This is a genomic window from Tardiphaga sp. OK245 (assembly GCF_900108575.1).
Lineage (GTDB): Bacteria > Pseudomonadota > Alphaproteobacteria > Rhizobiales > Xanthobacteraceae > Tardiphaga > Tardiphaga robiniae.
Genome location: NZ_FNWZ01000001.1, coordinates 464,045 through 487,883 on the forward strand (window position 1 = coordinate 464,045; position 23,839 = coordinate 487,883).

Sequence of the window (23,839 nt, forward strand, 5' to 3'; positions counted from 1 at the left end):
ATACGTGACGTTCAACACCGCCATGGCCCCCATTTATTTCAGACGTTCATTGATCAACTTCGCCTTGCTGCTCGGCATGCTGGGCGCGCTGCCGGTTGAACCGGCCGCCGCGCAGGGCGTCGCCAACAGTTCGATCCAGATTTCCTGGGAAGTGCGCAACCGCTTTCGACTATTCCGCGAAGAACGTGACTTCCAGCTCCATGTCGACGCCATGCGCAACCGCAGCGTGCTGGGTGCCGAACAGGCTTTGGGCGTGCAGAGCGATGGCCGCGGCTGGGCGCGCAACACCGTCAACCGGCTGTGCATCGATCTGGCCGGAAAGGTCAGCGAGCCCTGTACCCGTGACACCGTCAAGGAAAGCTACCTGACGCCGACCGAACATCCGATCACAGTCCGCCTCACCGGCGAAGTGCCGGTCGGTGCGATCTGCGCCTGGACCTTCGAGGACGGCGAAGGCCCGCGCCAATCTACGCTCGATTGCGCCGAGCCGATCAATTTCCGCGCCATCTATGGTCGCCGCACGGTCGCGACTGTGGAGGTCACCAGCGGCGCCGAGGCGCCTGTGCGGGTCAGCGCCGACATCGCCGTCCGCGACATCCTGATTGCGGGCCTCGGCGATTCCATTGCGTCGGGCGAAGGCAATCCGGATCGTCCCGTCGCGCTGTCCGATGACGGCTTCTGCTTCCGCTCTTATCTCGGCGGCCCCAGCGGGCAGTTCTATCGGCCGAGCCGCGCCGGCTTCAAAGGCGGCCGCTCCTGCGACTCCTACGAGTCGCTACAGGCCTGGCAGCGCGCGGGCGCGCAGTGGTTCAATGCCGCGTGCCACCGCTCGCTTTATAGCTACCAGACACGCGCCGCGCTGGCGCTCGCCGTGCAGTATCCGCACATCGCCGTCACCTATCTGCCGCTGGCCTGTTCGGGCGCGACCATCGCCGACGGATTGCTGGGTGGACAGCGCGCGCGTGAGTGCCTCACCACGAAGAATGCGAGCACCTGTGCGGGCAGCGTCAACGCGCAGATCGCCGAACTGCGCGAAGCCATCACCGCCGCCAAGCGCCGTCAGCCGGCACGCCGGCTCGATCTCGTGCTGCTGTCGATCGGCGCCAACGACATCAACTTCTCCGGGCTCGTTGCCGACGTCATCGTCGAGAACGCCACCGAACGCGCACTTTTCAAGCGCGGCGGCATCCTCGGCTCGGTCGAGGACTCCCGCAGCGCGCTGGTACGCGAACTGCCCTCCAGCTTCGGCAAGGTGCGCGAAGCCCTGAAGCCGCTGCTCGGCGGAGACATGTCACGCGTGGTGTTTGCCGCTTACGCCAACCCGACTTTCGCCAATGGCGCACCCTGCCCCGGCGGCCCGGCCGGCTTCGACGTGCACCCGTCATTCTCAGCCGATCCGCAGCGGCTGGCCAATGTCGCGAATTTCGTCGAGTCCGAATTCCTGCCGCAACTGAAGTCCATCGCGCTGTGCCAGGGCGGCGTACTGTGCCGCAATCCCGAAGCCGACCGTATGACCTTCGTCGATCAGCATCAGGCGAGTTTCGCCAATCACGGCTTCTGCGCACGCTCCTCATCCGATCCCGAATTCGATCGCGCCTGCTTCTCGCCCAAGGGCGAAAGCTTCGAGACCAGTCTCGTCGAAGCGGCGGCGCAGCCGATGGTGTGCGGTCGCGGCGCCAGCGAATTCCGCCCCTATTTGCCGCGTGGCCGCTGGATCCGCGACGCCAATGACAGCTACTTCGCGGCGATGACCTATCCGCAGGGCTATTCGGCGGCGATCCAGCCGGCCGATATCCACGATGCGACCTGGGGCATTCTCTCGGCCGTTTATGGCGGCGCGATCCATCCCACCGGCGAAGGTCATGCAGCAATGGCCGATGCCGTCGTGCCGGCAGCGGCGAGCGTATTGCGGCTGGGCGCGGAAGCTGATGTCACGCAGGAGCCGCTGGCACCGATGGTGCTGCAGCCAGCCGCGCGATAGGACGATCAGCTCAGCTATCCATCGCGGTCCCGGCAGAAGCGAAGCGGTCCGGACTACGCCCGACCGTCGCCTTCGACACAGCTTTGACCATGTGGCGCGCGTCTCGGCAGTCCATGGCCGAAGACAACAAAGCTGATGCCCGCGAGAATCCACACGCTCATTCCGCCATAGAGCATGACCCAGCCGAACCCTTGGGTCAGGGCGTCTTGAATGACGGCTCCGCCGGGATTGTATTCGGACGCGAGCGCCGTGCCGGCGGCGACGCTTTCTGCCAGCGAGCGTAAGAGCTCGACACTGGTACCGCTTGGTAGCGCGGCCTTCAAAGACGCACGAACTCCCTCGACGAGAATGAGGCCCATGAGCGCGATATTGATGGCAAGCGCAATCATGCGGGCGCTCATATCGATGCCTGACGCCATGCCCGCGCGTTCCTGCGGCACTGATCCGGTCGTCGTGTTGGTCACGGGCGTATTGGTCAGACCCAATCCGATGCCGGCAAGGACGCATCCCGGCAGCATCGTCAGCCAGCTCGCATGCGCGACCGAGCTGCCGATCTTCATGGCGAAGAACCCCGCTCCGATCGTGAACAGGCCGAGCGGGATGACCAGACCGGGATGGAAACGTAGCACGAGCCGTTCGGCCACCGGCGGCACGACCAGCGTCGGCAACGTATAGGCCAGAAGCGACAGTCCGGCGCCGACGCTGCTATAACCCAACCCTGCCTGGAAATAGATCGGGAGATAGATCATGAACGGCCAGAAGCTGAAGTTCATGGCCATCGAGCCGACCAGCGCGCCGGAAAAATTACGGATCCGGAAGACGGTGAAGTCGAACATCGGCCTCGGGCTGAAACGCTCGGCGAAGACAAAGCCGATCAGGCTTGCAGCGAACACGCCGACGACCGCAAACGCCGTCCAGCTGTCGAAGCCGATATCCGGGCCTTGCGTAATGAAGAATGCGAGGCAGAAGACTGCAAGCGAGAGCGTGATGATCCCTGCAAGATCAAGGCTGCTGGCCTCCGGATCGCGCGACTCGCGAACTCCGCTCCCGGCGAGGATCAGGGCGATCACGGCAAGCGGGACATGGATGAGGAAGGCCCATTCCCAACTCGACAAAGCCACGATCGCACCACCGATGATCGGGCCGAAGCCCAGACCGATGCCAAAGATGATCCCCCACCAGCCGAATGCAACGGCGCGTTGCCGCCCTTCCGGAAATTGATGGGATAGCACCGCGACCTGGCAGATCAGCATCGCCCCGCCGCTCATGCCCTGGAGAAATCTGGCAACGATCAGCACCAATATATTTTCGGTCAGGCCGCAAAGCAGCGATGCCGCGGCAAACGCGACGATCGCAATCAGATAGACGCACTTGCGCCCATAGCGATCCGCGAGCGTGCCGGTTGCCATCAGCACCGTCGTCACCGCGATCGTATACGCATTCATGACCCATTGGAGCTGTTTGAAATCGGCATGAAGCACCCGCTCCAGTGTCGGCAGGACCGCGGGAATGCTGGAAATCTCCAGACCGAACATCAGGGAGGTGAGACAGGCAGCCGCCAAAGCCAATGTGCTTTGTCGTGTCGATTCGGAGAGCATGGGAGCCTTTCGGGATAATAACGCGCCACAGTGAAGCCCGACGACAGGGGACGAGGTCCACCCGGTCTGCGTTGTGATGAACGCAACATAGGCAGAGGTTGACCATTTCAGAATTGGATGATTGAATATTTCAGAAACAACAAATCTGGATAATTCAAATGAGTGCCCTGGACGTGGATGCCGTGCAGGCATTCGTGACCATCGCCAATCTTCAGAGCTTCACCCGCGCGGCGGAAGCGCTCGGCACGACCCAGGGCGCGATCAGCGTGAAGCTGAAGCGGCTGGAAGACCGCCTCGGCCATAAATTGATCGAACGAACTCCGCGAATGGTGCGCCTCTCGGCGCAAGGCGCGCTATTCGTCGATTCAGCCCGCGACTTCCTGGCCGCGCATGATCGCGCTGTCGCAGCTTTGTCTGCGACCCGTCGCCGTTTCGCACTCGGCATTGCGGCCCATGTGGCCGGGCCGGAGGTTCCGACCCTGCTGGCTCGCCTGAATGCCCATGACCCCACGCTCACGATCGAGGTTCGCCTCGATAATTCACGCAATTTGCTGGACGCATTCGACCGCGGCGAAATCGATGCGGCCATCGTCCGGCGTGAGGATGACCGACGCGACGGCGAAGTGCTTGCGCCCGAGCATTTCGGCTGGTTCGCAGCACCAGGCTTTGTGCACCGGCCGGGCGAGGCATTGCGACTGGCGGCGCTAACGCCGGTATGTGGCGTGCATGACGTTGCCATTCATGCGCTGGACGCGGCCGGCATCGCATGGACGGAGGTGTTTCTCGGTGGCGGCTCTTCAGTCGTGTCGGACGCTGTCTCGGCGGGCCTTGCCACCGCGGTCTTCTCCTGCCGGCTTGCACCGGCCGGCACCATCGAAGTCAGCCAGAAGTTTGGCCTGCCACCGCTGGCGTCGTCGGAAATCGTACTTCTCTCGACACTGTCGGATATGCAGTCTCGCCAAGCGCTGCGAACCCTCGCGGCTGCGTTCCGCGAACACCGCGCGCATACGAGCTAGGTAGCGTATGGAAGGCGATCCAGCAGCGGCTGCGCCAGATGCAGGATCTGGTAGCAAGCGCCAGCATCGGTCTGTTCATTCTCTGACAGCAGAACGCGGGTGAAGACCCACGTCTCGGCATCCAGTCCGACGACGGCTGCAACGATTCCGGCGCGCGCCGAGAGATCCGCGTTGCGCTCGATCTCGCCTGTCATTGCCGCTGCGAGATCGGCATCGGGCGAAATAGCGACGTCCTGCCGATAGGCAAAGCGGGCGTCCCGTCCAGCCCCCTTCCGGGCATCGAGAGCAACGCGTGTTTCGATCCGCGCCCGACCGAACATATCGACGACGATCCTGTATCCGCCGTTCACGAGAAAATCGCGAAATGCCTCGTCGTGCCGCCACAGATAAAGCGAGGAATAGCTGGACGTCGTTGCCCCGAAGCGCCCGCTCTCTCGCAAGAGAAATCCCTTGAAATAAAGCTCCGGCTTTGCATCCCAGAGCGGCCCACGCTCCTGTGCGCGTGAGCGGATCCGGCCGAGATCATAGTCGGCGGGCAAGCGATGCTCGTAATGCGCAACGATCATCGTGATGGGCTCCTTCAGCAGCCATTGTCATTGGATCGATGCACGATATCGATCGACGGGCCGCGAAGAACAGACGTGGAATCATATTTCTATGATCCGGTATTCAAATAAATGACGTCCGGAGAGAGCCGACAAGCAACGTTGGAAGCTGGCGCGCCACGATTGAATTGGCAACGAAATGGCCGACGCGCCATGGCGTCGGCTTCCAGAATGTGTGGGGGGTGTTGGACAGTCTTCGCTTGTGGGGGAGCCACAAGCAAGTTGGCGGCGATCAGCGCGCGACGTTGCTACCCGGCGTCACGTTGCTGGCCTTCTTCATCGGCGCGACGGGGGCCTTCGCGGCGGCATTACCGACGGTTGGCGGCTTCACGGCTGCTGCCGCGAGGGTCGGCACATATTTCGCGATCACGGTTGGATCGAGCGAGGCCATTTCGGTGTCGGGCAGACGGTACCAGGTCTCGTCCTTGCCGAGCAGCGCAATGCCCCAATAGCCACGCACGGTGAGCGCCCGACCATCGGCGCTGACGCTCATCTTGGCCTTGTAGACCTTGCCGTCGCGCGGATCGAGAATGTTGCCGTTCTCGTATTTCAGTCCCTGCTGCTGCATGTTGCGGATGAAGGAGATGCCCAGCACTGGCTGGCCCTTCCGGTCATCGACGCACTTGCCGCAGAAGTCGTCGCCCGGCTTGTCATCGGGGCTCGGAAACGTCTTGGCGATCGCGCCTTCGAATACGCCGCCGCCATGATCAACCACCAGAACCCAGACGACAGGCTTGTTATTCTCGACCTTCTGCCAAAGCCCGGCAGCAGTCGGCTCAGCGGCGTGGAGAGGGCCGGCAAACATCGCGCATGCGGCCAGACTTGAGGCGACTGTGAGCGCCAGACGTCGGGATCGAAGTTGTGCCATCGCCTTCCCCAGTGCAGTTCGTCGTCCAGGCATCCGCCGAGTCCGCACTCGATCCGATTGCATAGACTATCAATCTTCCGCGACGAGAGAGTGACCGCGGTTGATGGCTTTTGCAAGATTGCCGATCGCGCGCCGGATGTCCGATTGTGTCAGCGGCCACAGCTTTGCCACAAGCTGCCCCACCGGACCCGACGCGGTTACCGGCGATCCGAACCGCCTTTGCATCTCCGTCATACAAGATGATTCCAACAACTAGCCGAAGTTAGTTAACGCCGAGCTTCTTCTGCAGGCTGGAGGAGGACGTCGTGTATTGAAACACCAGCCGCTTGTCCGGATAGACGTAGTGATACGCCTTCTGTGCCATCAGCGCGCCCTCGTGGAAGCCGGACAGGATGAGTTTCAGCTTGCCGGGATATGTATTGATATCGCCGATGGCGAAGATGCCGGGGACATTGGTCTCGAACGACGCCGTCTCCACCGGGATCAGGTTGTTCTCCAGCGTGACGCCCCAGTTGGCGACCGGACCGAGCTTCATGGTCAGGCCGAAGAACGGCAGGATCGTATTGCAGTCGATCCGGACACTTTCGTTGTCATTGCCCTTGATGACGGCCCCAGTGAGATGGCCTCCCTCGCCTTCGAGCGCTGTGACCTGACCGATCTGCAGGTCCATCTGACCGGCTGCCACGAGCTTGCGCATCTGCTCGACACTGTGAGGCGCAGCACGAAAATCATCGCGCCGATGCAACAGCGTGACGCGCCGCGCGACCGGATGCAGGTTGAGCGTCCAGTCCAGCGCACTATCGCCACCGCCGACAATCAGCAGATCCTTGTCGCGGAATTGCTCCATCTTCCGCACCGCGTAGAACACCGACGTGCCTTCATAGGCCTCGATGCCCGGCACCGGCGGACGCTTCGGCTGGAACGAGCCGCCGCCGGCGGAGATCACCACCACTTTGGTTTCGAACACCTGGCCGGCATCCGTCGTGACACGAAACAAGGGATCGCCGATTTTCTCGATGGTCTCGATCATTTCATTCAGATGAAAGGTCGGATGGAACGGCTTGATCTGCTCCAGCAGTGCTTCGGTCAGCCCCTGACCGGTGACCAGCGGAATCGCAGGAATGTCGTAGATCGGTTTTTCTGGATAGAGCTCGGCACATTGGCCACCGATCTTGTCCAAGATATCGACGAGGTGGACCTTCATATCGAGCAGACCAAGTTCAAAAACGGAGAACAGTCCGCAGGGGCCGGCGCCGATGATCAGCACGTCCGTCTTGATCGTTTCGCCCATAGTGTTTTTTCTCGGTTGAACCAGCCCTGCGAGATCGCAGAGCCCGGCGCCATCCGGCAATTGCGTCCAGCCTAGCGGCGCCACACGGGGAAAGCCACAGCGGCTCGGCCTGAAATCAGCATGTGCCCCGCCCTTGCCTGGGCTGTGCAACTGCGCTGTAACAGGCGCAAACCTGCCAAGCATTGCTGGAGATCAATTTCGTGAACGCCCCTGCCCGCGCCCCGGCGCCCGTCCTCGACGACTATCCCTATCGCCTGTCGGACAATGTGCGCTTTGCGGATCTCGATCCGAATAACCACGTCAACAACGCGGTGTATTCGAGCTATTTCGAAACCAGCCGCGTGTTGCTGATGCGGGACCCGGCATGCGGGCTGATCGCGCCGGGGCAAAGCTGGGTGCTGGCGCGGCTCGATATTCACTTTCGCGCCGAATTGCACTGGCCCGGCAAGATCGAACTCGGGCTCGGCGTTACCAAGATCGGCCGGACCTCGGTGACCTATTCGCAGGTAGTGTTTTCGGAAGGCAAGTGCATGGCCTCGGCGATTGCAACGACCGTGATGGTCGGCCTCACCAGCCGCCAGCCGACGCCGATCCCGCCCGAGGTCATCGACCGGTTTCAGCCGTGGATGCTGCGCGGCTTGAACGCGCAGTAAATAACAGGGCTTGGAAAGCTCAGAACAAGTCTTGGGAAGCTCAGGCCTGGCGTTCCGGCGTGATCACGACAAGCCCATCGAGCGCATCGGTGATCTTGATCTGGCACGACAGCCGGGAGTTCGGCTTGATGTCGTAACCGAAGTCCAGCATGTCCTCTTCCATCGGCGTCGGCGCACCGACGCGCTCCTGCCAGGCTTCGTCGACATAGACGTGGCAGGTGGCACAGGCGCAGGCGCCGCCACACTCGGCTTCGATACCCGGGATGGCATTGCGAATGGCCGCCTCCATCACCGTGGAGCCGATCTCGGCGTCAATGCTGCGGGTCTCACCGGAGTGATCGACAAAGTTTATCTTGGCCATGATGCTCGCGCTGCCGAAAGGAAGATACCGGCTGTCCTATAACGGGTCGATCCGGATCGCGCCAGCGCTCCGCAGCAAAACCGTCATCTGGAAAAGCTGGCCAAGCATGACCCCTTATGGGGGATCAAAAACGATCCCTTTGGGATCAAAGCTGATCCCTTGGGGATCAGGACCGTTTCAGAAGGACGTCGATCTCCGCCCGCGCCTCGAGAACGGCGTCAGTGAGCGTCATCAGGGCCTCAGCGGTATCGCTGCTATCGCGCAGCGTAGTTTCCAGCCATTCGGCGGCTTCCGTGATGCGGAACGCGCCGACCGCCTGCGCGGAGCCCTTCAGCTTGTGCGTGAGTTCAGCCGCATCCGCCGGCATTTTGACGATCTTCTCGATCAACTCGCTCGACTGGGCCGCGAACATCGCCAGAACTTCACGTTCCAGGCTGCTATCGCCCATAGTCATACGTTGAAGGTGGGGGAAATCGATCGGTCCGTCATCGGGAACCAGCGGCGGTGACGGCATCCATTGAACCCGTTCGAGGTGAAGCGGCATTGATGATGGCCCAAATTCCCGCCAACCGAACGATCCGGCTGCGATTTTTTGCAGCCAAACACGGAATTGGTTAACGGAACGTTCTAGGTACAATCCGCTGGGTTGACGCAGTTTTGACGCAAACTCGCCACGATTGAGGGGCCATTCCGTTTATTTGAGGCGCTACAAGAAGTTACCGGAGGAAGCCGTTAACTATCATTAAGAATGTCTTAACCAGAACCATTTCATTCGCACGACCAAGCCAATAGGATGTTTGCGGAAGTAGCGGACAAGCCGAGCGACCGGCAGTCCGAAATTCGTCCCGCGGGGTGCACATGGCCAGTCGCCATGCTGCAGGCGGGAACGAATCGTGGGGACTTCTGTGTCAGTTGCGTAATCAGGGGGCGTGGAACGAGCATGGCAAACAACACCAAAAAGGCCAAGGATCCGACCGAAGTCGCGCTCTCTGCCATCCAGGAAGCACTCAATATCAGCGACCCCGCGCATGTCGATCGCGATCAACCCGCGATCCGTGCCGACAACGCTCCCGCTAATCCATCTTCCCCCATCGACCTCGACGACAACGCCTTCGACGCACGCATCGCCAATGATCGCCCGAGCTTCGAGCCGCAGGACGATCAGCGCTTTGCGCGCCGTCCCGCGAACGATGACCGCGAAACCATCGGCCAGATCCTGCAGGCGTTGCAGAAGAACCGCCCCGCCCGCAACGTCTATACGCTCGCCACCCTGTTCGCCGGCTTGTGGATCGTCGGCGCAGGCCTGTTGACCGTTGCGTTCCTGCCGTCGCTGCAGGCCCTGATCGGTCAGGGCTCCGGCGGCACGCTGGCGCTGGCCGGTCTCGCCGCGCTGCTGTTCGCCCCGATTTTGCTGTTTTACTTCCTCGCCAGCCTCGCCTGGCGCGGCCAGGAAATGCGCCTGATCGCCCAGTCGATGGCACAGGTTGCGATCCGCTTCTCCGAGCCCGAAAGCACTGCCAGCGACTCGATGGTCACGGTCGGCCAGGCGATCCGCCGCGAAGTCGCCGCGATGGGCGACGGCGTCGAGCGCGCGATTGCACGTGCCGGCGAACTCGAAACCCTCGTCGCCAATGAAGTTTCCGCGCTCGAGCGCGCTTACTCTGACAATGAAGTCCGCATCCGCGCGCTGCTGCAGGACATCGCGCATCAGCGCGACAACCTGGTCGGTCAGGCCGAGCAGGTTCGCTCCGCCATTTCGGGCGTGCAGATCGATCTCCGCCACGACATCGCACTGATTTCGGACGCCATCGCATCGCGCGTCGATGAAGTCGCCAAGAGCATCACCGGCGCCCTCGAAGAGCGCGGCGAACACATCACCCGCGCGCTCGGCAATGCCGGCGACAACATGATCCTCGCGCTCGGCGAGCGTGGTGGCGACCTGCTCGACCGCCTCGAAGAGGCCAGTGCCGAGACCACCCGCGCGGTGCTCGACGCCAGCGAGCGTCTGACCACCAGCCTCAACTTCAAGACCGGCCACGTACACGACGAGTTCGTCGATCTGGCAGACCGCGTCCACGAAATGCTCAACGAGCGTATCGACCGCATCACCAGCGAATTCGAACAGCGCTCATCGACCATCGTCGATCGCGTGTCGGATCGCACCGAGCAGGTCCACGACTCGCTGAAGAATTCCAGCGATAGCTTGCTGCTCGAACTCGAGCTGCGCAGCGGCGACCTCGTCAGCAAGATCGACGATGCCGGCAACCGCCTGGCCAACCAGATCCTCACGTCAGGTGACAAGGCGGGCGAGTCCCTCGACGCCACCGTCAACGCACTGGTCGCCAAGGTCGCGAGCCAGACCGAAACCGCGCACGACACCCTCAGCCTGCAGATGAACGCCTTCGACGAACTGGTGAAGGAACAGGGCAGCGAGCTGGCCGAGCGCTTCTCGCGCGACAGCGGCACGCTGGGCGCACTGATCACCAAGCACATCTCGGAATTCGACCGCACCGTGAAGACCTTCGGCGGCGAAGTCGTCGATCGCCTGGGTCAGCGTACGCAGGACATCTCGGAAACGTTGAAGACCTATGTCGATAATTTCGACACCCGCGTTGCGTCCAATGTTGGCGGCATCACGTCGTCGCTCGACACCCGCCTCGCAGAATTCGAGACCAAATTCGAAGGCCGCGTCGTCAATCTCGATGCGTCGCTCGACACCAGGATCAAGTCGTTCGACGAGACCGTCGATGGACGTCTCAAGAGCCTTGAAGAAACGTTTGACGCTCGGGCGCAGTCGGTCACCGCGACCATCGATACGCGCCTTGAGAACCTCGCATCGACGCTCTCGGAAGGTGCCAATCAGGCCGTCCAGTCGGTCGACGCGCGCCTGACGCATCTGACCACCGCCCTGACCGAAGGCGCGAATCTCGCAGTCAGCTCGGTCGACGGCCGCCTGACCCACCTGACCACCGCGCTCACGGAAGGCGCCGTGCAGGCGATCCACTCGATCGACGACCGCCTTTCCTACTTCACGAGCTCGCTCACCGAAGGCACGACGCAGGCGATCACGGCCATCGACAGCCGCATCAACAACGTTACCGATGCTATCGACAGCCGCAGCACACAGTTCGCGGATACCATCACTGCACGCTTCCAGACGATCCACGAAGGCATGGAAGGTCGTATCGGCATCGTCGCCGGCGGGATCGAAACCCGCGTCGAACAGTTCGAGGAACTGCTCGGCTCGCGCATCGAAGCCGTTGCCGGTCGTATCGAAACCTCCGGCCGCACAGCCAGCGACTCGCTCATGGCCCGCGCCGAAGAACTCTCGATCGGCATCAAGACCAATGTCGAGGACGCCGAGCGTTCGCTCACGCATCTCATGGTCAATACCAGTGAGACCATTCAGGCCGGCGCCCGCGCCGCGCAGGAATCCCTCGTGTCGGTCTCGACCGATGTCGGCGCGCAGCTCAAGCTGACGGCGTCCGATATCGAGAACTCGCTGACCGCTGTCGGCACCACTGCCGCCACGGCCATCGTCAACAGTGCCCGCGATGCGCAGGCCACGCTGGTCAATGCGTCTTCGGAAGCCTCGTTGCAGGTGAAGTCACTGTCGGCCGATGTCGAGCGCACCCTCACCGCGGCCGGCTCCGCCACCGCAGCCTCGATGCTGTCGGGTGCCCGCGACGCCCAGTCGACCCTGGTCGCCACCTCTTCGGAAGTTGCCAGCCAGATCCAGTCGCTCTCGGCCGATATCGAACGCACGCTCACTGCTGCCGGCACGGCGACGGCCGACTCGGTCCTGTCCGGCGCCCGCGCCGCGCAGAGCACACTGGTCGCCGCATCGACCGACGCCTCGCAGCAGGTCCGCACCCTTGCGGCCGATGTCGAGCGAACCCTGATCGCCGCCGGCACCGCCAGCGCGGACTCGATCCTGGCCAGCACGCGCAACGTCCAGTCCTCGCTGATCGACGCCTCGACCGAAGCGTCGAACCACGTCCGCAACCTCGCGGCCGACATGGAGCGCAGCCTGACCACCGCCGGCACCGCAACTGCCGAGTCGATCGTCGCCGGCGCCCGCGAAGCCCAGAGCACGCTGGTCACGGCGTCTTCCGAGGCATCAAGCCACGTGAAGTCGCTCTCCATCGACGTGCAGCGCACACTCACCGCGGTCGGCGCCGATACGGCGGCTGCGATCCTGTCGAGTGCCCGCGAAGTGCAGACCTCGCTGGCAACCTCCTCGGCGGATGCCGCGAACCAGATCAAGGTGATCTCCGCCGACATCGAGCGTTCGCTCTCGAACGTCACTGCCAACACCACCGACAACATCCAGACCAGTGCGCAGAATGCGCACAACTCGCTGGTTGCCGCCTCGAACGAGATCACCACCAAGATCAAGACCACCTCGTCGGAGATCGAGCGGTCGGTATTCGCCGCTTCGGGCAGCTTCGGCACCACGATGACCGGCAAGACGGACGAAATCGTCACCTATGTGCAGCAGCAGACCGACCGTCTGTCGCAGATGGTCGACGCCAAGCGCGGTTCGCTGGTCGATGCGCTGGGCGCCAAGGCCAATCAGCTCACGGTCGATATCGATCGCGTCACCGCCGACGCGCTCAAGGCGATCGAGAGCCGCGGCCAGACCTTCTCGCAGACCATGGTCACCAACAGCACAGACGTGGCTCGCGCCATCACCACGGCTGGCGAACTCGCCACCGGTGCGGTCAACAAGTCGCTGAAGGATCTCGAGCAGAGCTCGCGCGCCGCCATCGAGCAGTCGCGTCAGGTCTCGATCACTGCGGTCACGGAGATGCAGGAAACCAGCAAGATCCTGCGCACCGATACCGTGGCGCTGTTCGAACGCCTGCGTGAAGGCAACATCCTGCTGCAGGAAGTCCTCACCGGCGCCCACGACAATCTCAACTCGCTGGAGCGCGCTCTGGTCACCCGCGTGGCGGACTTCGTGTCCACCATGAACGACGTGACCTCGCGCAACGGCCTGGCCACCCAGACGCTGGAAGAACAGCTCACCGTGTTCACCTCCAAGACCTCCAAGGCCCTGGAAGATCTCGGCTCACTCTCGGGCCAGTTCGAAACCCATGGCCATGCCCTCGTGGATGCCGCGGCTCTGGTCGAACAGAGCAACCGCACCACGATGTCGTCGGTCGGCGAACGCAAGGCGGCGCTGGAATCGCTGGTCACCACCATCGATCTGCGCACCACCGATCTCGATCAGCGCCTCACCCGCTTCACCGGCCTGCTCGATGAATCGCTGGCAGCCGCTGAAGAGCGTGCCCGCGACATCGCCCGCGTCGTCGCAGAGACCGCCGGTCAGGGCTCGGCTGCGATCAGCCGGCAGTTCGAAGCCGTCCGCACCGCCGCGGAAGAAGAACGCCGCGCGACAACGCAAGCCATGAGCGAAATCTACCAGCAGGGCACGCAGGAAGCCGATGCCATGTTCAAGCAGTCGGCCGACAAGTTCTCGTCGATGGTCGCCAGCATGAAGCAGATGGCTGCCGAAATGCACAACGAGCTCGAGAGCACCCGCACGGAACTGCGCCGTGGCGTTCTCGACATGCCGCAGGAAGCCGCCGAGAGCACTGCGCAGATGCGCAAGGTGATCGTCGACCAGATCGAGGCGCTCGCCGAGCTCAACCGCATCGTCGCCCGCCACGGCCGCGGCCTCGACGTGGTCTCGACCAGCCGTACCACCAGCGTGCAGCGTGACGAGGAGCCGGCGATGGCGATCGCCAGCAGCCGTAGTGAAGCGCGCCACGAGGCTCCGCGTCCGGCCCCGCGCCGCGAGGAGCCGCCTGCCCGTAGCGCAACGAACTTGCCGATGCCCGATATCGGTGGTCCTGCGCCGCGTCGCACCGAAGCGCCGTCGGTCGCTCCGGCCAACTCCGACCAGGGCCGTGACGGCTGGCTGTCGGATCTGCTCGGCCGCGCCGATCACGTCGAGGAAGATCGCACGCCGCCGCGCCGCGCACCGGCTCCGCAGCAGCCTGCAGCCTCGGCCAATCCGCTGGAGTCGCTGTCGCTCGATATCGGCCGCCTGATGGATCGGACGCTGGCTGCAGAGATGTGGGATCGCTATCAGCGCGGCGAGAGCAAGGCCTTCAGCAAGCGGCTCTATACGCCCGCCGGCCAGAAGGCTTTCGATGAAGTCGCCCGCAAGTATCGGTCGGACCGCAACTTCAAGGGTACGGTGGATCGCTACATCACCGAGTTCGAACGCCTGCTTGACGAAGTCGCCCGCGATGAACGCGGTCCGGCAGCGCTGCGCAGCCATCTGACCTCGGAAACGGGTCTGGTCTACACCCTGCTCGCGCATGCAGCGGGTCGGCTGGGCTAAGCAAGATTAAATACGAATGCGAAAAGCGGAGGCAGCGATGCCTCCGCTTTTTTGTTGAGCCTGCTGTTGTGCCGGAGCGCTATACGCGGGGCCAGGCCGGTGCCGTCATCACGCGGGATCCTTGTCGTGAATGTTGACGCCGAATGGCAAGGACACCCAGGCATGCCGCCGGCAATGATAGACGGAGATCTCCGGAGGCGGAAAATCCGGATCGGCAAAGCAGCCGACCGCCACCGCTACGGAACGCGCTTCATATCCTTCTTCGGTATGGAAGAGATTGGTGCCGCAGACGGGACAGAACCGGAATCGGAAGCGCGCCCCCTGATCCCCTGTGCGGACATATTCAGTCGCGATGCCGCTCACATTGTAACTTGGCCCGAACCCCGCGAGCGCGGCAAAGACGCTGCCGGTCCGGCGCTGGCAGGCGAAACAGTGGCATATACCGACGCCCCTCGGCTCGCCTTCGAGCACGATGGACAGCTGACCGCACGAACAGGACGCAGTTCTCGACATGACGGACCTCCTCGATGCAGCGGTCTGCTGGATCACGGGCCGCGACAGTTACCTTATGCGAACCCGATGCGTTGGGTGAAGCTGCGCGTCTCGCCCACCGCGATATGCATCACGCCCGGCTTGTCGGCGAACTCGCCGTCAAAATCCACCGGGCTGGCATAGCCGTACCACGGCTCGATGCAGAGGAATGCAGCCCCGGATGGTTTCGACCAGATGCCAAGTTCGCGAAAGCCTTCCCAGGCGAAGGTGATTGTCGGTCCGCCAGGCGCGCTATAACTCAGCGACCTGCTGGCGAGATGATCGAAGATCATCGCGTCCTTCACGAACAGCGATTCCGACAGCGCCAGTGCGCCGCCCTGCACCGGCGATGGTTCAGGCTCCCTCAGCAACAGTCCACCCTCGAGCCGTCTGATCGGCGCCGGCTCAGCATCGGAGAAGATGATCGTATGCGCGCGCTTGTCGGCGCCATCCGTCAGAGGCCAGTGAAACGCGGGATGCGCACCGATCGAGGCCGGCAGCATCTCGTCGCCAGTGTTGGTCACGGCATAACCGATCACCAGTTCATCGCCCTCGATCACATAGGTGACGTCAAGCCGAAACGAGAACGGATATTTCGCCCGGCTGGCGTCATTGTCCGCCAGCGACAGCGCGCAGGATGCAGGTCCCTGCCCGGTCCAGCTGAAGCGCTGGTCGCGCGCAAAGCCGTGTTGGGTCATCGCATAGACCTGGCCGCGATGGCGCAGCACATCGTCCTTCAGCTTCCCGACGATCGGAAACAGCAGCGGCGCGTGGCGAGGCCATTCCTCACCGGCCTGCCAGAGCACCTCATGCCCATGCGCATCCTTCAATGAGCAGAGTTCGGCGCCATCGGCCTTGATCGTCGCCGTGACGCGGCCATTGCTGATGGTGAAGCTATCTTGGGTCTCCATCAGCGCTCTCCATGTATATCGGGACTGGTGTCTATTGAGCCTGCTGGCGACGACGCGGCGGAGCAACAGATGCCGGAGGCGCCGCCGGTGCAGGCGCAGCCGCGGGTGTGCCGCTGCTGGCACCAAACAACAGGCGCGTCGGGTTGCGGTCAAGATTGTTCACCGCCCGGCTGATATCGGCGAGCGTGCGGCGACCGTCGAGAATCAGAGCGCCCGAGCGCTTGTCGAGGTTCTCGGTCAGCTCATGGAACGACTTCACAGCCGCCGTGAGTTCGCCGCCGTCTTTGCCGCCCGCGAGCGCATCAAGGCCGAGCAGGATATTGTCGGTCCGCGCAACGACGCTGTCGGCTTTGCCCATGACGCCATCGGCCTTGCCCATCACACTGTCGATCTTCAGCATGATGCCGTCGATTACTTCCGAATTTTTCGCCAGCGTCGCCGTGAAGGTTTCGACATTCTTCATGGCGCCCTTGAGAGTATCCTGATTGTCTGCGACCAGACGATTGACGTTGTTCAGCGTTGCCCGGATCGATTCAGAGATATCCCGCAGCAGCTCCGGATCGGCCGTCAGCACCGGCACGCCGTCGGTATCCAGCGGGACCGCGGGCGCAGCTTCATCGCCGCCCTTCAGCGCGATTGCAGCTACACCGGTGAGCCCCTGAAATTCCAGGCCGACCTGCGTGTCCTTGCGAATGGGCGCGATATTCTCGACCATCGCCAGCGCAACGACGCGCTTGGGATTGTCGAGCTTCACAGAGACGACTTCACCGACCCGGATACCATTGAAGTTGACATTGCCGCCGTTGCGCAGACCCGACGCCGCGCCTTCGAAAATGATGCGCAGCGGCGTGCGCTGCGTGGTCGAATGCAGATTCTGGAACCACAACACGAAGCCGAACGCTGCGGCGATCACCGCCAGCGTGAAAATTCCGATCAGGACGAAGTTCGCCCGCGTTTCCATCAAACCAACTCCAGTACAACTAGCCGATAACAGCGCGTGCGCGCTTGCCGTGGAAATATTCCCGAAGCCAGGGATGCTGCGAGGCCAGCATGTCGGCCATCGTTCCCTGCGCGATGATCTTGCCATTACCGAGAACGGCGATCCGGTCGCAGGCTGTATGCAGGCTGTCGAGATCATGAGTTACCATGAAAACGGTCAGCCCCAAAGTTCGCTGCAGCGTGCGCACCAGTTCGTCGAAATCGCCGGCGCCGATCGGATCGAGACCCGATGTCGGCTCATCCAGGAACACAATCTCCGGATCGAGCGCGAGCGCCCGCGCCAGCGCCACGCGCTTGATCATGCCGCCTGAAAGTTCCGACGGATAGCGATCCGCGACCTCCGGCTTGAGACCGACCATGGTAAGCTTGGCCATGGTGATCTCGTCGAGCAGACGTTCCGAGACCTTGAGATATTCGCGCACCGGAAACTGGATGTTCTGTCGCACGTTGAGCGACGAGAACAGCGCCCCGTGCTGAAACAGGATACCCCAACGCCGCTCGACTTCGCGGCGTTCCTTGTCGCCGCTGTCGAGATCGGTGCCGAACACTTCGATCGTGCCGGAGACCTTTGGCACGAGGCCAATGATCGTGCGCATCAGCACGGACTTACCCGCGCCGGACGCGCCGACGAAACCGAGGATTTCGCCGCGCGCCACGTTCAGGTTGAGGCCGTCGAGCACCCGACGGCTGCCGAATGCCACGGTAAGATCGCGCACGCTGATGATCGCATCGGCAGAGGTGGAGGCGGCAGCCGTCGGCGTCTCAGTAATGGGCGTCGCAGTCGTCGAGGTCATGGCCGTCAGATCCCGATCGTTGCGAAGAAGATCGCGAATACGCCATCCATCACGATCACGAAGAAGATCCCCTTCACCACTGACGAGGTGGTGTGCTGCCCCAGCGACTCCGCGCTGCCCTGCACGGCCAGGCCTTCGACACAGGCCACGATGCCGATCACCATGGCCATCACAGGCGCTTTCACCATGCCGACGATGAAGTGGTTGATCGAAATCGCCTCGCGCAGCCGCGAGAGGAACGACGACGGATCGACGCCGCCATAGAGCCAGGCGACCAGACCGCCGCCATAGAGCGCAGCCATCGCACCGAGAAATGCGAGAATAGGCAGCGCCAGTACCAGCGCCACCATGCGCGGCAAGATCAGAACTTCGATGGCATCGAAGCCCATGGTGCGAAGCGCATCGATCTCCTCGCGCATCTTCATGGAACCAAGCTCGGCGGTATAGGCGCTGCCAGAACGACCGGCGACCATGATCGCCACCAGCAGCACGCCAAGCTCGCGCAGCACCAGCACGCCGAGCATATCGACCACAAAGACGTCGGCACCGAAGCGGCGAAAATGGAACAGACCCTGCTGGGCAACGATACAGCCGATCAGGAAGGTAATCAGGACCACGATCGGTACTGCGTTCCAGCACACCTGCTCCAGGTGATGCACCACCGAGGTGAGCCGGAATTTCGACGGATGCCGCCAGACGCGGAACCAGGCCGCGATCACGGCACCAATCATATCGACCAGCGCGACGAGGGTTTCCCCGATGCCATAGATATTGCGGCCGATGCCATCGAGCACGGCAGTCAGAGCGCTACCGCTTGCCGGTAACGGGACTGCAGGCTTCACGCGGCGGACCTCGTCGACCAGGGTCGCGTAATTCGCCGAAAGGCCCGCGATCTGCGCCTCGTGGCCGCCGTTGGTCAGCGCCCGACGCAACCGCTCGATCAGCCAGGCGCCGAATGTGTCCAGCTTGGAGACCTGCGACACGTCGATGAAGATGTTGGGGCGGCTACCGGTCAGCTTTTCAGCCTCGCCGACGAGTTTTTCGAGCGAGGGGGCAAAACGCGCCGTCCACGACCCAGCCGCGCACAGCGCCAAGCCGTCGCCTTTCGCGATCTGTTCCAAGGTCGGGCCGCTCAAAACAGGCTCCCGCGGGCGTTCAGTCTGTGCATGAACAAAGTATTAACACGCCCAAATACGTTTCTGAGAAGCCAAGTGAAGCCAACACGTTGCTATGGTTAATATAGCCTTAATCCGCCCTGTCAGACACCGGCATTGCGTCGCAAACAAGTTCACGGCGATCACGTAAACTTATAGACACGTCATTACCCGCCGTTGCCGGCACAGCCCGAAAGACGCCGCATTGTCCGCATCCGACGCTGCCCCCGCCCTAATGACCGCCCGGATCGAGCAATGGCCGATCGCTGGCGCCTTCACCATCAGCCGTGGCGCCAAGACCGAGGCCGTCGTCGTGGTCGCCGAGATCAGCCGCGGCGGCGTAACTGGCCGCGGCGAATGCGTGCCCTATGCGCGCTATGGCGAGACCCCGGAGGCTACGCTGGCCGCCATTCTGGCGATGCAGGACCGATTTGCCGCAGGCCTCGGCCGTGACGCCTTGCAATCGGCCATGCCCGCCGGTGCCGCCCGCAACGCGGTGGATTGCGCTCTGCTAGACCTCGAAGCCAAGAGCCAGGGCCAGCGCGTCTGGGACATGCTGCAGCGGCCGGCACCGCGCGCCTGCACCACCGCCTATACGATCTCGCTTGGTACGCCCGAGGCGATGGCCTCCGCCACCGCAAAGGCCGCCTACCGGCCGCTGCTGAAGATCAAGCTCGGCAGTGGCGACGACATCAGCCGCATCAAGGCCGTGCGCCAGGCTGCACCCGAATCCGAGTTGATCGTCGATGCCAATGAGGCGTGGACGCCGGACAACCTGAAAGCCAATCTCGATGCCTGCCATAACGCCGGCGTCACGCTAATTGAGCAGCCGCTGCCGGCGGGCAAGGATGATGCGCTGATGCATGTGCATCGGCCGATCATGGTTTGCGCCGACGAGAGCGTGCATGGCCTCGCTTCGCTTGAGGCGTTACGCGGGCGTTACGATGCGATCAACATCAAGCTCGACAAGGCCGGCGGCCTGACCGAAGCGCTGGCGATGGCCGATGCCGCGCGCGCCATGAATCTCGACATCATGGTCGGCTGCATGGTGGCGACGTCGCTGGCGATGGCGCCCGCGATGCTGATTGCGCAATATGCACGCTTCGTCGATCTTGATGGCCCGCTATTGCTCGCCGGAGATCGCGACGGCGGTCTGCGCTATGACGAAAGCACGGTCTATCCGCCCGACGCGGCGCTCTGGGGCTGATCGCCCGCAACGTCCGGCGGCTGCCCGGCGCGATGCCGGCCGAACCATATGACGGTCGCGCCGGCAAGGCCAAGCACGGCCATCACGTAGTAAACGCCCTCGCCGTAACGTGCATAGATCGCGCCTGACAGAACCGCCATGCTGCTCATCACAAGGCCTGTGCAGGCGGTGACATAACCCTGCGCCCGCGCCATGACGTGCGGCGGCACGTGATGCAGCAGCAGGCCCATTGTTCCGAGTTGCGTCAGACCGTAGGTCGCGCCGTGCAGCAATTGCACAACCACGAGAATCGGGAGGGGAAGCGTTTGCGCGGTCAGCGTCCAGCGCAGCAATGCGCCAAGGCCACCGAGGATGACCATGGTTGCAGGTGACAAAGTCAGGCGTGGCGACACTGCGAACAGGATGATTTCGGCGAGCACACCGAGGGTCCATAGACCAGCGATGGTGAGGCCGTCGAGGCCGGACGCCTGCCAGGTGATCGACGCGAAGGTGTAGTAGCCGGCATGGCTGCCCTGGATCAGTGCGGCTGAGACCGCTATGGCGAGGAAGCCGGGATCGCGCAGCAACGCGCTTGCCTTCGACAGCACCGTGCCGTCGCCTGTCGGCGCGCCCAGTGGCTGCAGACCAAGGCTGACGACAGCCGACAGTACCATCGCTGCAACAATCACCCAGATCAGATGCTCGCCGTCGAGCCAATTGACGACCAGACCGCAGGCGAGCGCGCCAACCACGAAAGCCGCCGAGCCCCACAGCCGTAGCGGACCGTAACTGAAGCCGAAGCGCACCACGCCTTTCAGCGCATAGCCATCGGTCAACGCCGTGAGCGGCGTCCAGACCACTGCCGTCAGCGCGAACACCAGGAGCACGGCGAGCGGTTCGCGTAGCGTGCCCACCGTCGCAAAGCCGATCATGGTGAGAAAGGCACAGACAATCATCGTCTGGCGCAGGGCATGACGGCGCTCGGCAAACGCCGTGATGAAGGGCAGCGTGGTGAAGCGCGTCATCGACGGCACAGCAAGGATGGCGCCGATCCAGGTCGGATCGATGCCGATCGCCTTCAGCCAGACGGGGAAGAACGGCAGATAGAAACCGCTGGAGCCGAACACGGTGCCGTAGAACATCGCCAGCCGCTGCGCGAATTTGCGGCGGATTTGCGGGGCGCTATGGGTGGCAGATTCGGCTATCATGAGGTGAACTGCGATTCGCTACGGGATCGTGGTGATGGTTACATACCGCGCATCCCCGTGCGCGCCACGAGTTATCCTGATGGCCGAAGAAGCATTTGCCCTGTCGCCGATCTCCGCCCGCCCCACCCTGCCGGGCGAGGCAGACTATGACGCGATCCGCGAAGCCTTCATGGAGACCGCGCGCGGCCGCTGGTTTCTCGCCGAATATGCCAAGCGCAACCGCACGGCCGATACCAGCCTGGTGCTCGAAGCCGTCACGCGGCTGGAAGCCAATCTCGCCGCCCAGAAGCAGGCGCCGGCGCTCAGCCTGATCGCCGCGCTCGGCGCGATCCGTTCTGCCGTCCGTCAGGCCAAGGCCAGCGCCATAGAGGCGATGCCGCGCGTCGACGCCGACGAGGTTTTGACCGGCGCCCGTAACGGCACCCGCATCATCCGCGAGATCGCCTGGACGCTGCGCGAATGCGGCGCCGACACGCGCATCTGCGATCTCCTGGACACACAGGTGAAGGCCATCGAGGCCGGCCAGCAGGCGCTCAACGGCAATGGCCGCGAGGACGTGTTGGCGAGCTACGACTTGCTGATGCAGCGCATCGAGCAGATGGTCGATGGCAGCGCGGCAACGGTTGCGCAGGCCGAGCCGGCTCCGGTTGCCGAAAAGGCTGAGCCTGTTGTCGCAGAGGCGCGCGAAGCATCCGTGACGCCGCTGTTCAAGTCGCAGGCGAGCGAAGTGCTGGCTGAGACGGTCACGATCTCAAGCGTCGAACCGCCGCGCGCCTCCGTACAGCCGCCCGTTGCAGAGACGGTGGTCGTAGAGACCGTCGCTGAAACGGCCGCGCCTGTCGCAGAAGCCACCGCGGAGCTTGCCGCCACGATGGCCGAGGCCTCCGCGGCTATCGCTGCGGACGATGTCCCGGAGGCGCCTGAAACGGCAGGGATTGCTGAGGACGAACATGACCTCGCCGTGCTCGATATGGTCGCCGCAGAGATGGGCGCGCTCGATCTGAGCGAGCCGGACGTTATTGAGCCTCAGCTTGCCGAGCCTCAATACGTTGAGCCTGAGGTGATGCAGGTTGAAGCTGTCGCTGTTCAACCAGCAGAGCCCGAGGCCCTCAATCCCGATCTGATGACGCTGGCGCAGATTGCAGAGGTTGCGCTGGCACCCGAGCCGCCGCAGCCGGATCTGGTGCCTCAGGTGGAAGCTGCCGCGCCGTCCCTTGGCGCAGCGCTGATCGCTGGCGGCGTGATCGCGGATCCGAACGCGCCGGCATCGGACCCGCTGGCGCCGATCCGCAAGATGACGCAGGCCGAGAAGATCGCGTTCTTCTCGTAAGCGCTTCAGCTCAGGCGTTGATGATCCTGGCGTAGAGATCCGCATCGACATTGCCGCCGGACAAAACGATCACCACCGTCTTGCCGCGCGCGTCGAAACGCCCGTGCATCAGCGCGGCCAGCGCCACGGCGCCGCCGGGCTCGACCACCAGCTTCAAGTCGCGGAACGCAAAGGCCATTGCCTTGCCAACTTCCTCGTCGGTGGCGGTGACGGCGCCCGACAGAAGATGCTGGTTGACCGCGAAGGTGATTTCGCCGGGCGTCAGAGCCATCAGCGCATCGCAGATCGTGCGGCCCGCATTGCTATGAGCGACACGTTTGCTGGCGCGTAGTGAGAGGCCGTGATCGTCAAAGCCCGCGGGCTCTGCGACGATGATTGAGGTCTCGGGGAATCGCGCCTTCACCGCTGTGGCAATGCCGCCGATCAAGCCGCCGCCGGAGGCCTGCGCAGACACGATGTCCGGCACGATGCCCAGGGCGGCCATGTCCTCGGCGATCTCGCGGCCGACAGTGCCCTGCCCGGCCATCACGAACGTGTCGTCATAGGGCGGCACGACCGTGGCACCGCTCTTGCCGGCAATATCGCGGGCGATGGCTTCGCGGTCTTCCTTGTCACGATCATAGAGCACGACTTCGGCGCCATAGCCCCTGGTGCGTTCGACCTTCGACACCGGCGCATCGGACGGCATCACGATGGTCGCCTTCATGCCGAGGATCTGCGCCGCGGCGGCAACGCCCTGTGCGTGATTGCCGGAGGAGAATGCGACGACGCCATTGCCGCGCTCACCCTCGGGGATCGAGGAAATCTTGTTGAAGGCGCCGCGAAACTTGAACGAGCCGGTTCGCTGCAGCACTTCCGGCTTCAGGAACACTTTCGCGCCGGTCAGCGCATCGAGCGCAGGCGACCGGAGCAACGGCGTACGCGCTGCATAAGGGGCGATGACGCGCGCGGCAGCATCGATATCGGCGGATGTAATCGGCAATGGGGTGTTTGTCATG

At 63.2% G+C, this 23,839-nt stretch carries 19 protein-coding genes; 6 read left to right on the forward strand and 13 right to left on the reverse strand.

The features are described from left to right. Positions 1-76: 76 nt before the first annotated feature. Positions 77-1,981 (forward strand): SGNH/GDSL hydrolase family protein, encoded by a 1,905-nt coding sequence (locus BLW80_RS02130; protein WP_244527986.1) that lies wholly within the window; start codon positions 77-79, stop codon positions 1,979-1,981. 53 nt (positions 1,982-2,034) lie between these two features. Here the strand turns inward: BLW80_RS02130 and BLW80_RS02135 are convergent, their stop codons facing one another. After that, positions 2,035-3,579, reverse strand: coding sequence for an MFS transporter (locus tag BLW80_RS02135; protein ID WP_093756633.1), 1,545 nt, complete (start codon positions 3,577-3,579; stop codon positions 2,035-2,037). 158 nt (positions 3,580-3,737) lie between these two features. On the opposite strand from BLW80_RS02135, the gene BLW80_RS02140 reads away from it, so the two are divergent. Then, the gene (locus BLW80_RS02140) at positions 3,738-4,595 is read left to right on the forward strand and encodes a LysR family transcriptional regulator (RefSeq protein ID WP_068735591.1); all 858 of its coding nucleotides are present in this window, start codon (positions 3,738-3,740) and stop codon (positions 4,593-4,595) included. Here BLW80_RS02140 and BLW80_RS02145 read toward each other — a convergent pair. The 3 genes from BLW80_RS02145 to BLW80_RS02155 form a co-directional block, all read right to left on the reverse strand. Next, positions 4,592-5,161, reverse strand: a complete 570-nt coding sequence (locus BLW80_RS02145) for a DUF4865 family protein (protein ID WP_093756634.1) — start codon at positions 5,159-5,161, stop codon at positions 4,592-4,594. The genes BLW80_RS02140 and BLW80_RS02145 overlap by 4 nt on opposite strands. Positions 5,162-5,432: 271 nt before the next feature. After that, the gene (locus BLW80_RS02150) at positions 5,433-6,068 is read right to left on the reverse strand and encodes a DUF2147 domain-containing protein (RefSeq protein WP_089265204.1); all 636 of its coding nucleotides are present in this window, start codon (positions 6,066-6,068) and stop codon (positions 5,433-5,435) included. 262 nt (positions 6,069-6,330) lie between these two features. Further along, positions 6,331-7,359, reverse strand: coding sequence for an NAD(P)/FAD-dependent oxidoreductase (locus tag BLW80_RS02155; protein ID WP_093756635.1), 1,029 nt, complete (start codon positions 7,357-7,359; stop codon positions 6,331-6,333). 200 nt (positions 7,360-7,559) lie between these two features. Between BLW80_RS02155 and BLW80_RS02160 the strand changes: the two genes are divergently transcribed. Next, positions 7,560-8,012 (forward strand): acyl-CoA thioesterase, encoded by a 453-nt coding sequence (locus BLW80_RS02160; protein WP_093757307.1) that lies wholly within the window; start codon positions 7,560-7,562, stop codon positions 8,010-8,012. Between the two features lie 40 nt (positions 8,013-8,052). Here BLW80_RS02160 and BLW80_RS02165 read toward each other — a convergent pair whose 3' ends face one another. Both BLW80_RS02165 and BLW80_RS02170 read right to left on the reverse strand, forming a co-directional pair. Then, the gene (locus BLW80_RS02165) at positions 8,053-8,373 is read right to left on the reverse strand and encodes a 2Fe-2S iron-sulfur cluster-binding protein (protein WP_089265206.1); all 321 of its coding nucleotides are present in this window, start codon (positions 8,371-8,373) and stop codon (positions 8,053-8,055) included. A 166-nt stretch (positions 8,374-8,539) separates the two neighbouring features. After that, the gene (locus BLW80_RS02170) at positions 8,540-9,010 is read right to left on the reverse strand and encodes an Hpt domain-containing protein (RefSeq protein WP_349633085.1); all 471 of its coding nucleotides are present in this window, start codon (positions 9,008-9,010) and stop codon (positions 8,540-8,542) included. Between the two features lie 303 nt (positions 9,011-9,313). Between BLW80_RS02170 and BLW80_RS02175 the strand changes: the two genes are divergently transcribed. Then, positions 9,314-14,728, forward strand: coding sequence for an apolipoprotein A-IV repeat region-like domain-containing protein (locus BLW80_RS02175; protein ID WP_093756637.1), 5,415 nt, complete (start codon positions 9,314-9,316; stop codon positions 14,726-14,728). 108 nt (positions 14,729-14,836) lie between these two features. On the opposite strand, the gene BLW80_RS02180 is transcribed toward BLW80_RS02175, so the two are convergent. The 5 genes from BLW80_RS02180 to BLW80_RS02200 are packed head-to-tail and all read right to left on the reverse strand — an operon-like array spanning position 14,837 to position 19,099. After that, positions 14,837-15,241: a GFA family protein gene (locus BLW80_RS02180; protein ID WP_093756638.1), complete on the reverse strand. Its 405-nt coding sequence runs from the start codon at positions 15,239-15,241 to the stop codon at positions 14,837-14,839. Positions 15,242-15,294: 53 nt separating this feature from the next. Then, complete coding sequence (locus tag BLW80_RS02185) at positions 15,295-16,170, reverse strand: aldose 1-epimerase family protein (RefSeq protein ID WP_093756639.1); 876 nt, start codon at positions 16,168-16,170, stop codon at positions 15,295-15,297. 31 nt (positions 16,171-16,201) lie between these two features. Further along, positions 16,202-17,131, reverse strand: coding sequence for an MlaD family protein (locus BLW80_RS02190; RefSeq protein ID WP_089265211.1), 930 nt, complete (start codon positions 17,129-17,131; stop codon positions 16,202-16,204). A 19-nt stretch (positions 17,132-17,150) separates the two neighbouring features. Continuing rightward, positions 17,151-17,963, reverse strand: a complete 813-nt coding sequence (locus tag BLW80_RS02195; protein WP_089265212.1) for an ABC transporter ATP-binding protein — start codon at positions 17,961-17,963, stop codon at positions 17,151-17,153. A gap of 5 nt (positions 17,964-17,968) precedes the next feature. Then, a complete protein-coding gene (locus BLW80_RS02200; RefSeq protein WP_093756640.1) occupies positions 17,969-19,099 on the reverse strand; it encodes an ABC transporter permease in 1,131 nt (376 codons plus the stop codon). A gap of 253 nt (positions 19,100-19,352) precedes the next feature. Here BLW80_RS02200 and dgcA point away from each other — a divergent pair, with 253 nt between their 5' ends. After that, the gene (gene dgcA, locus BLW80_RS02205) at positions 19,353-20,324 is read left to right on the forward strand and encodes an N-acetyl-D-Glu racemase DgcA (RefSeq protein ID WP_093756641.1); all 972 of its coding nucleotides are present in this window, start codon (positions 19,353-19,355) and stop codon (positions 20,322-20,324) included. Here the strand turns inward: dgcA and BLW80_RS02210 are convergent. Further along, entirely contained in the window at positions 20,294-21,511 is a 1,218-nt protein-coding gene (locus tag BLW80_RS02210) for an MFS transporter (RefSeq protein ID WP_093756642.1), read from the reverse strand. The genes dgcA and BLW80_RS02210 overlap by 31 nt on opposite strands. Before the next feature lie 79 nt (positions 21,512-21,590). On the opposite strand from BLW80_RS02210, the gene BLW80_RS02215 reads away from it, so the two are divergent. Continuing rightward, positions 21,591-22,841, forward strand: a complete 1,251-nt coding sequence (locus tag BLW80_RS02215; RefSeq protein ID WP_244527912.1) for a hypothetical protein — start codon at positions 21,591-21,593, stop codon at positions 22,839-22,841. 10 nt (positions 22,842-22,851) lie between these two features. Here the strand turns inward: BLW80_RS02215 and BLW80_RS02220 are convergent, their stop codons facing one another. After that, positions 22,852-23,838, reverse strand: a complete 987-nt coding sequence (locus BLW80_RS02220) for a threonine ammonia-lyase (RefSeq protein WP_093756644.1) — start codon at positions 23,836-23,838, stop codon at positions 22,852-22,854. Position 23,839: the final 1 nt, after the last annotated feature.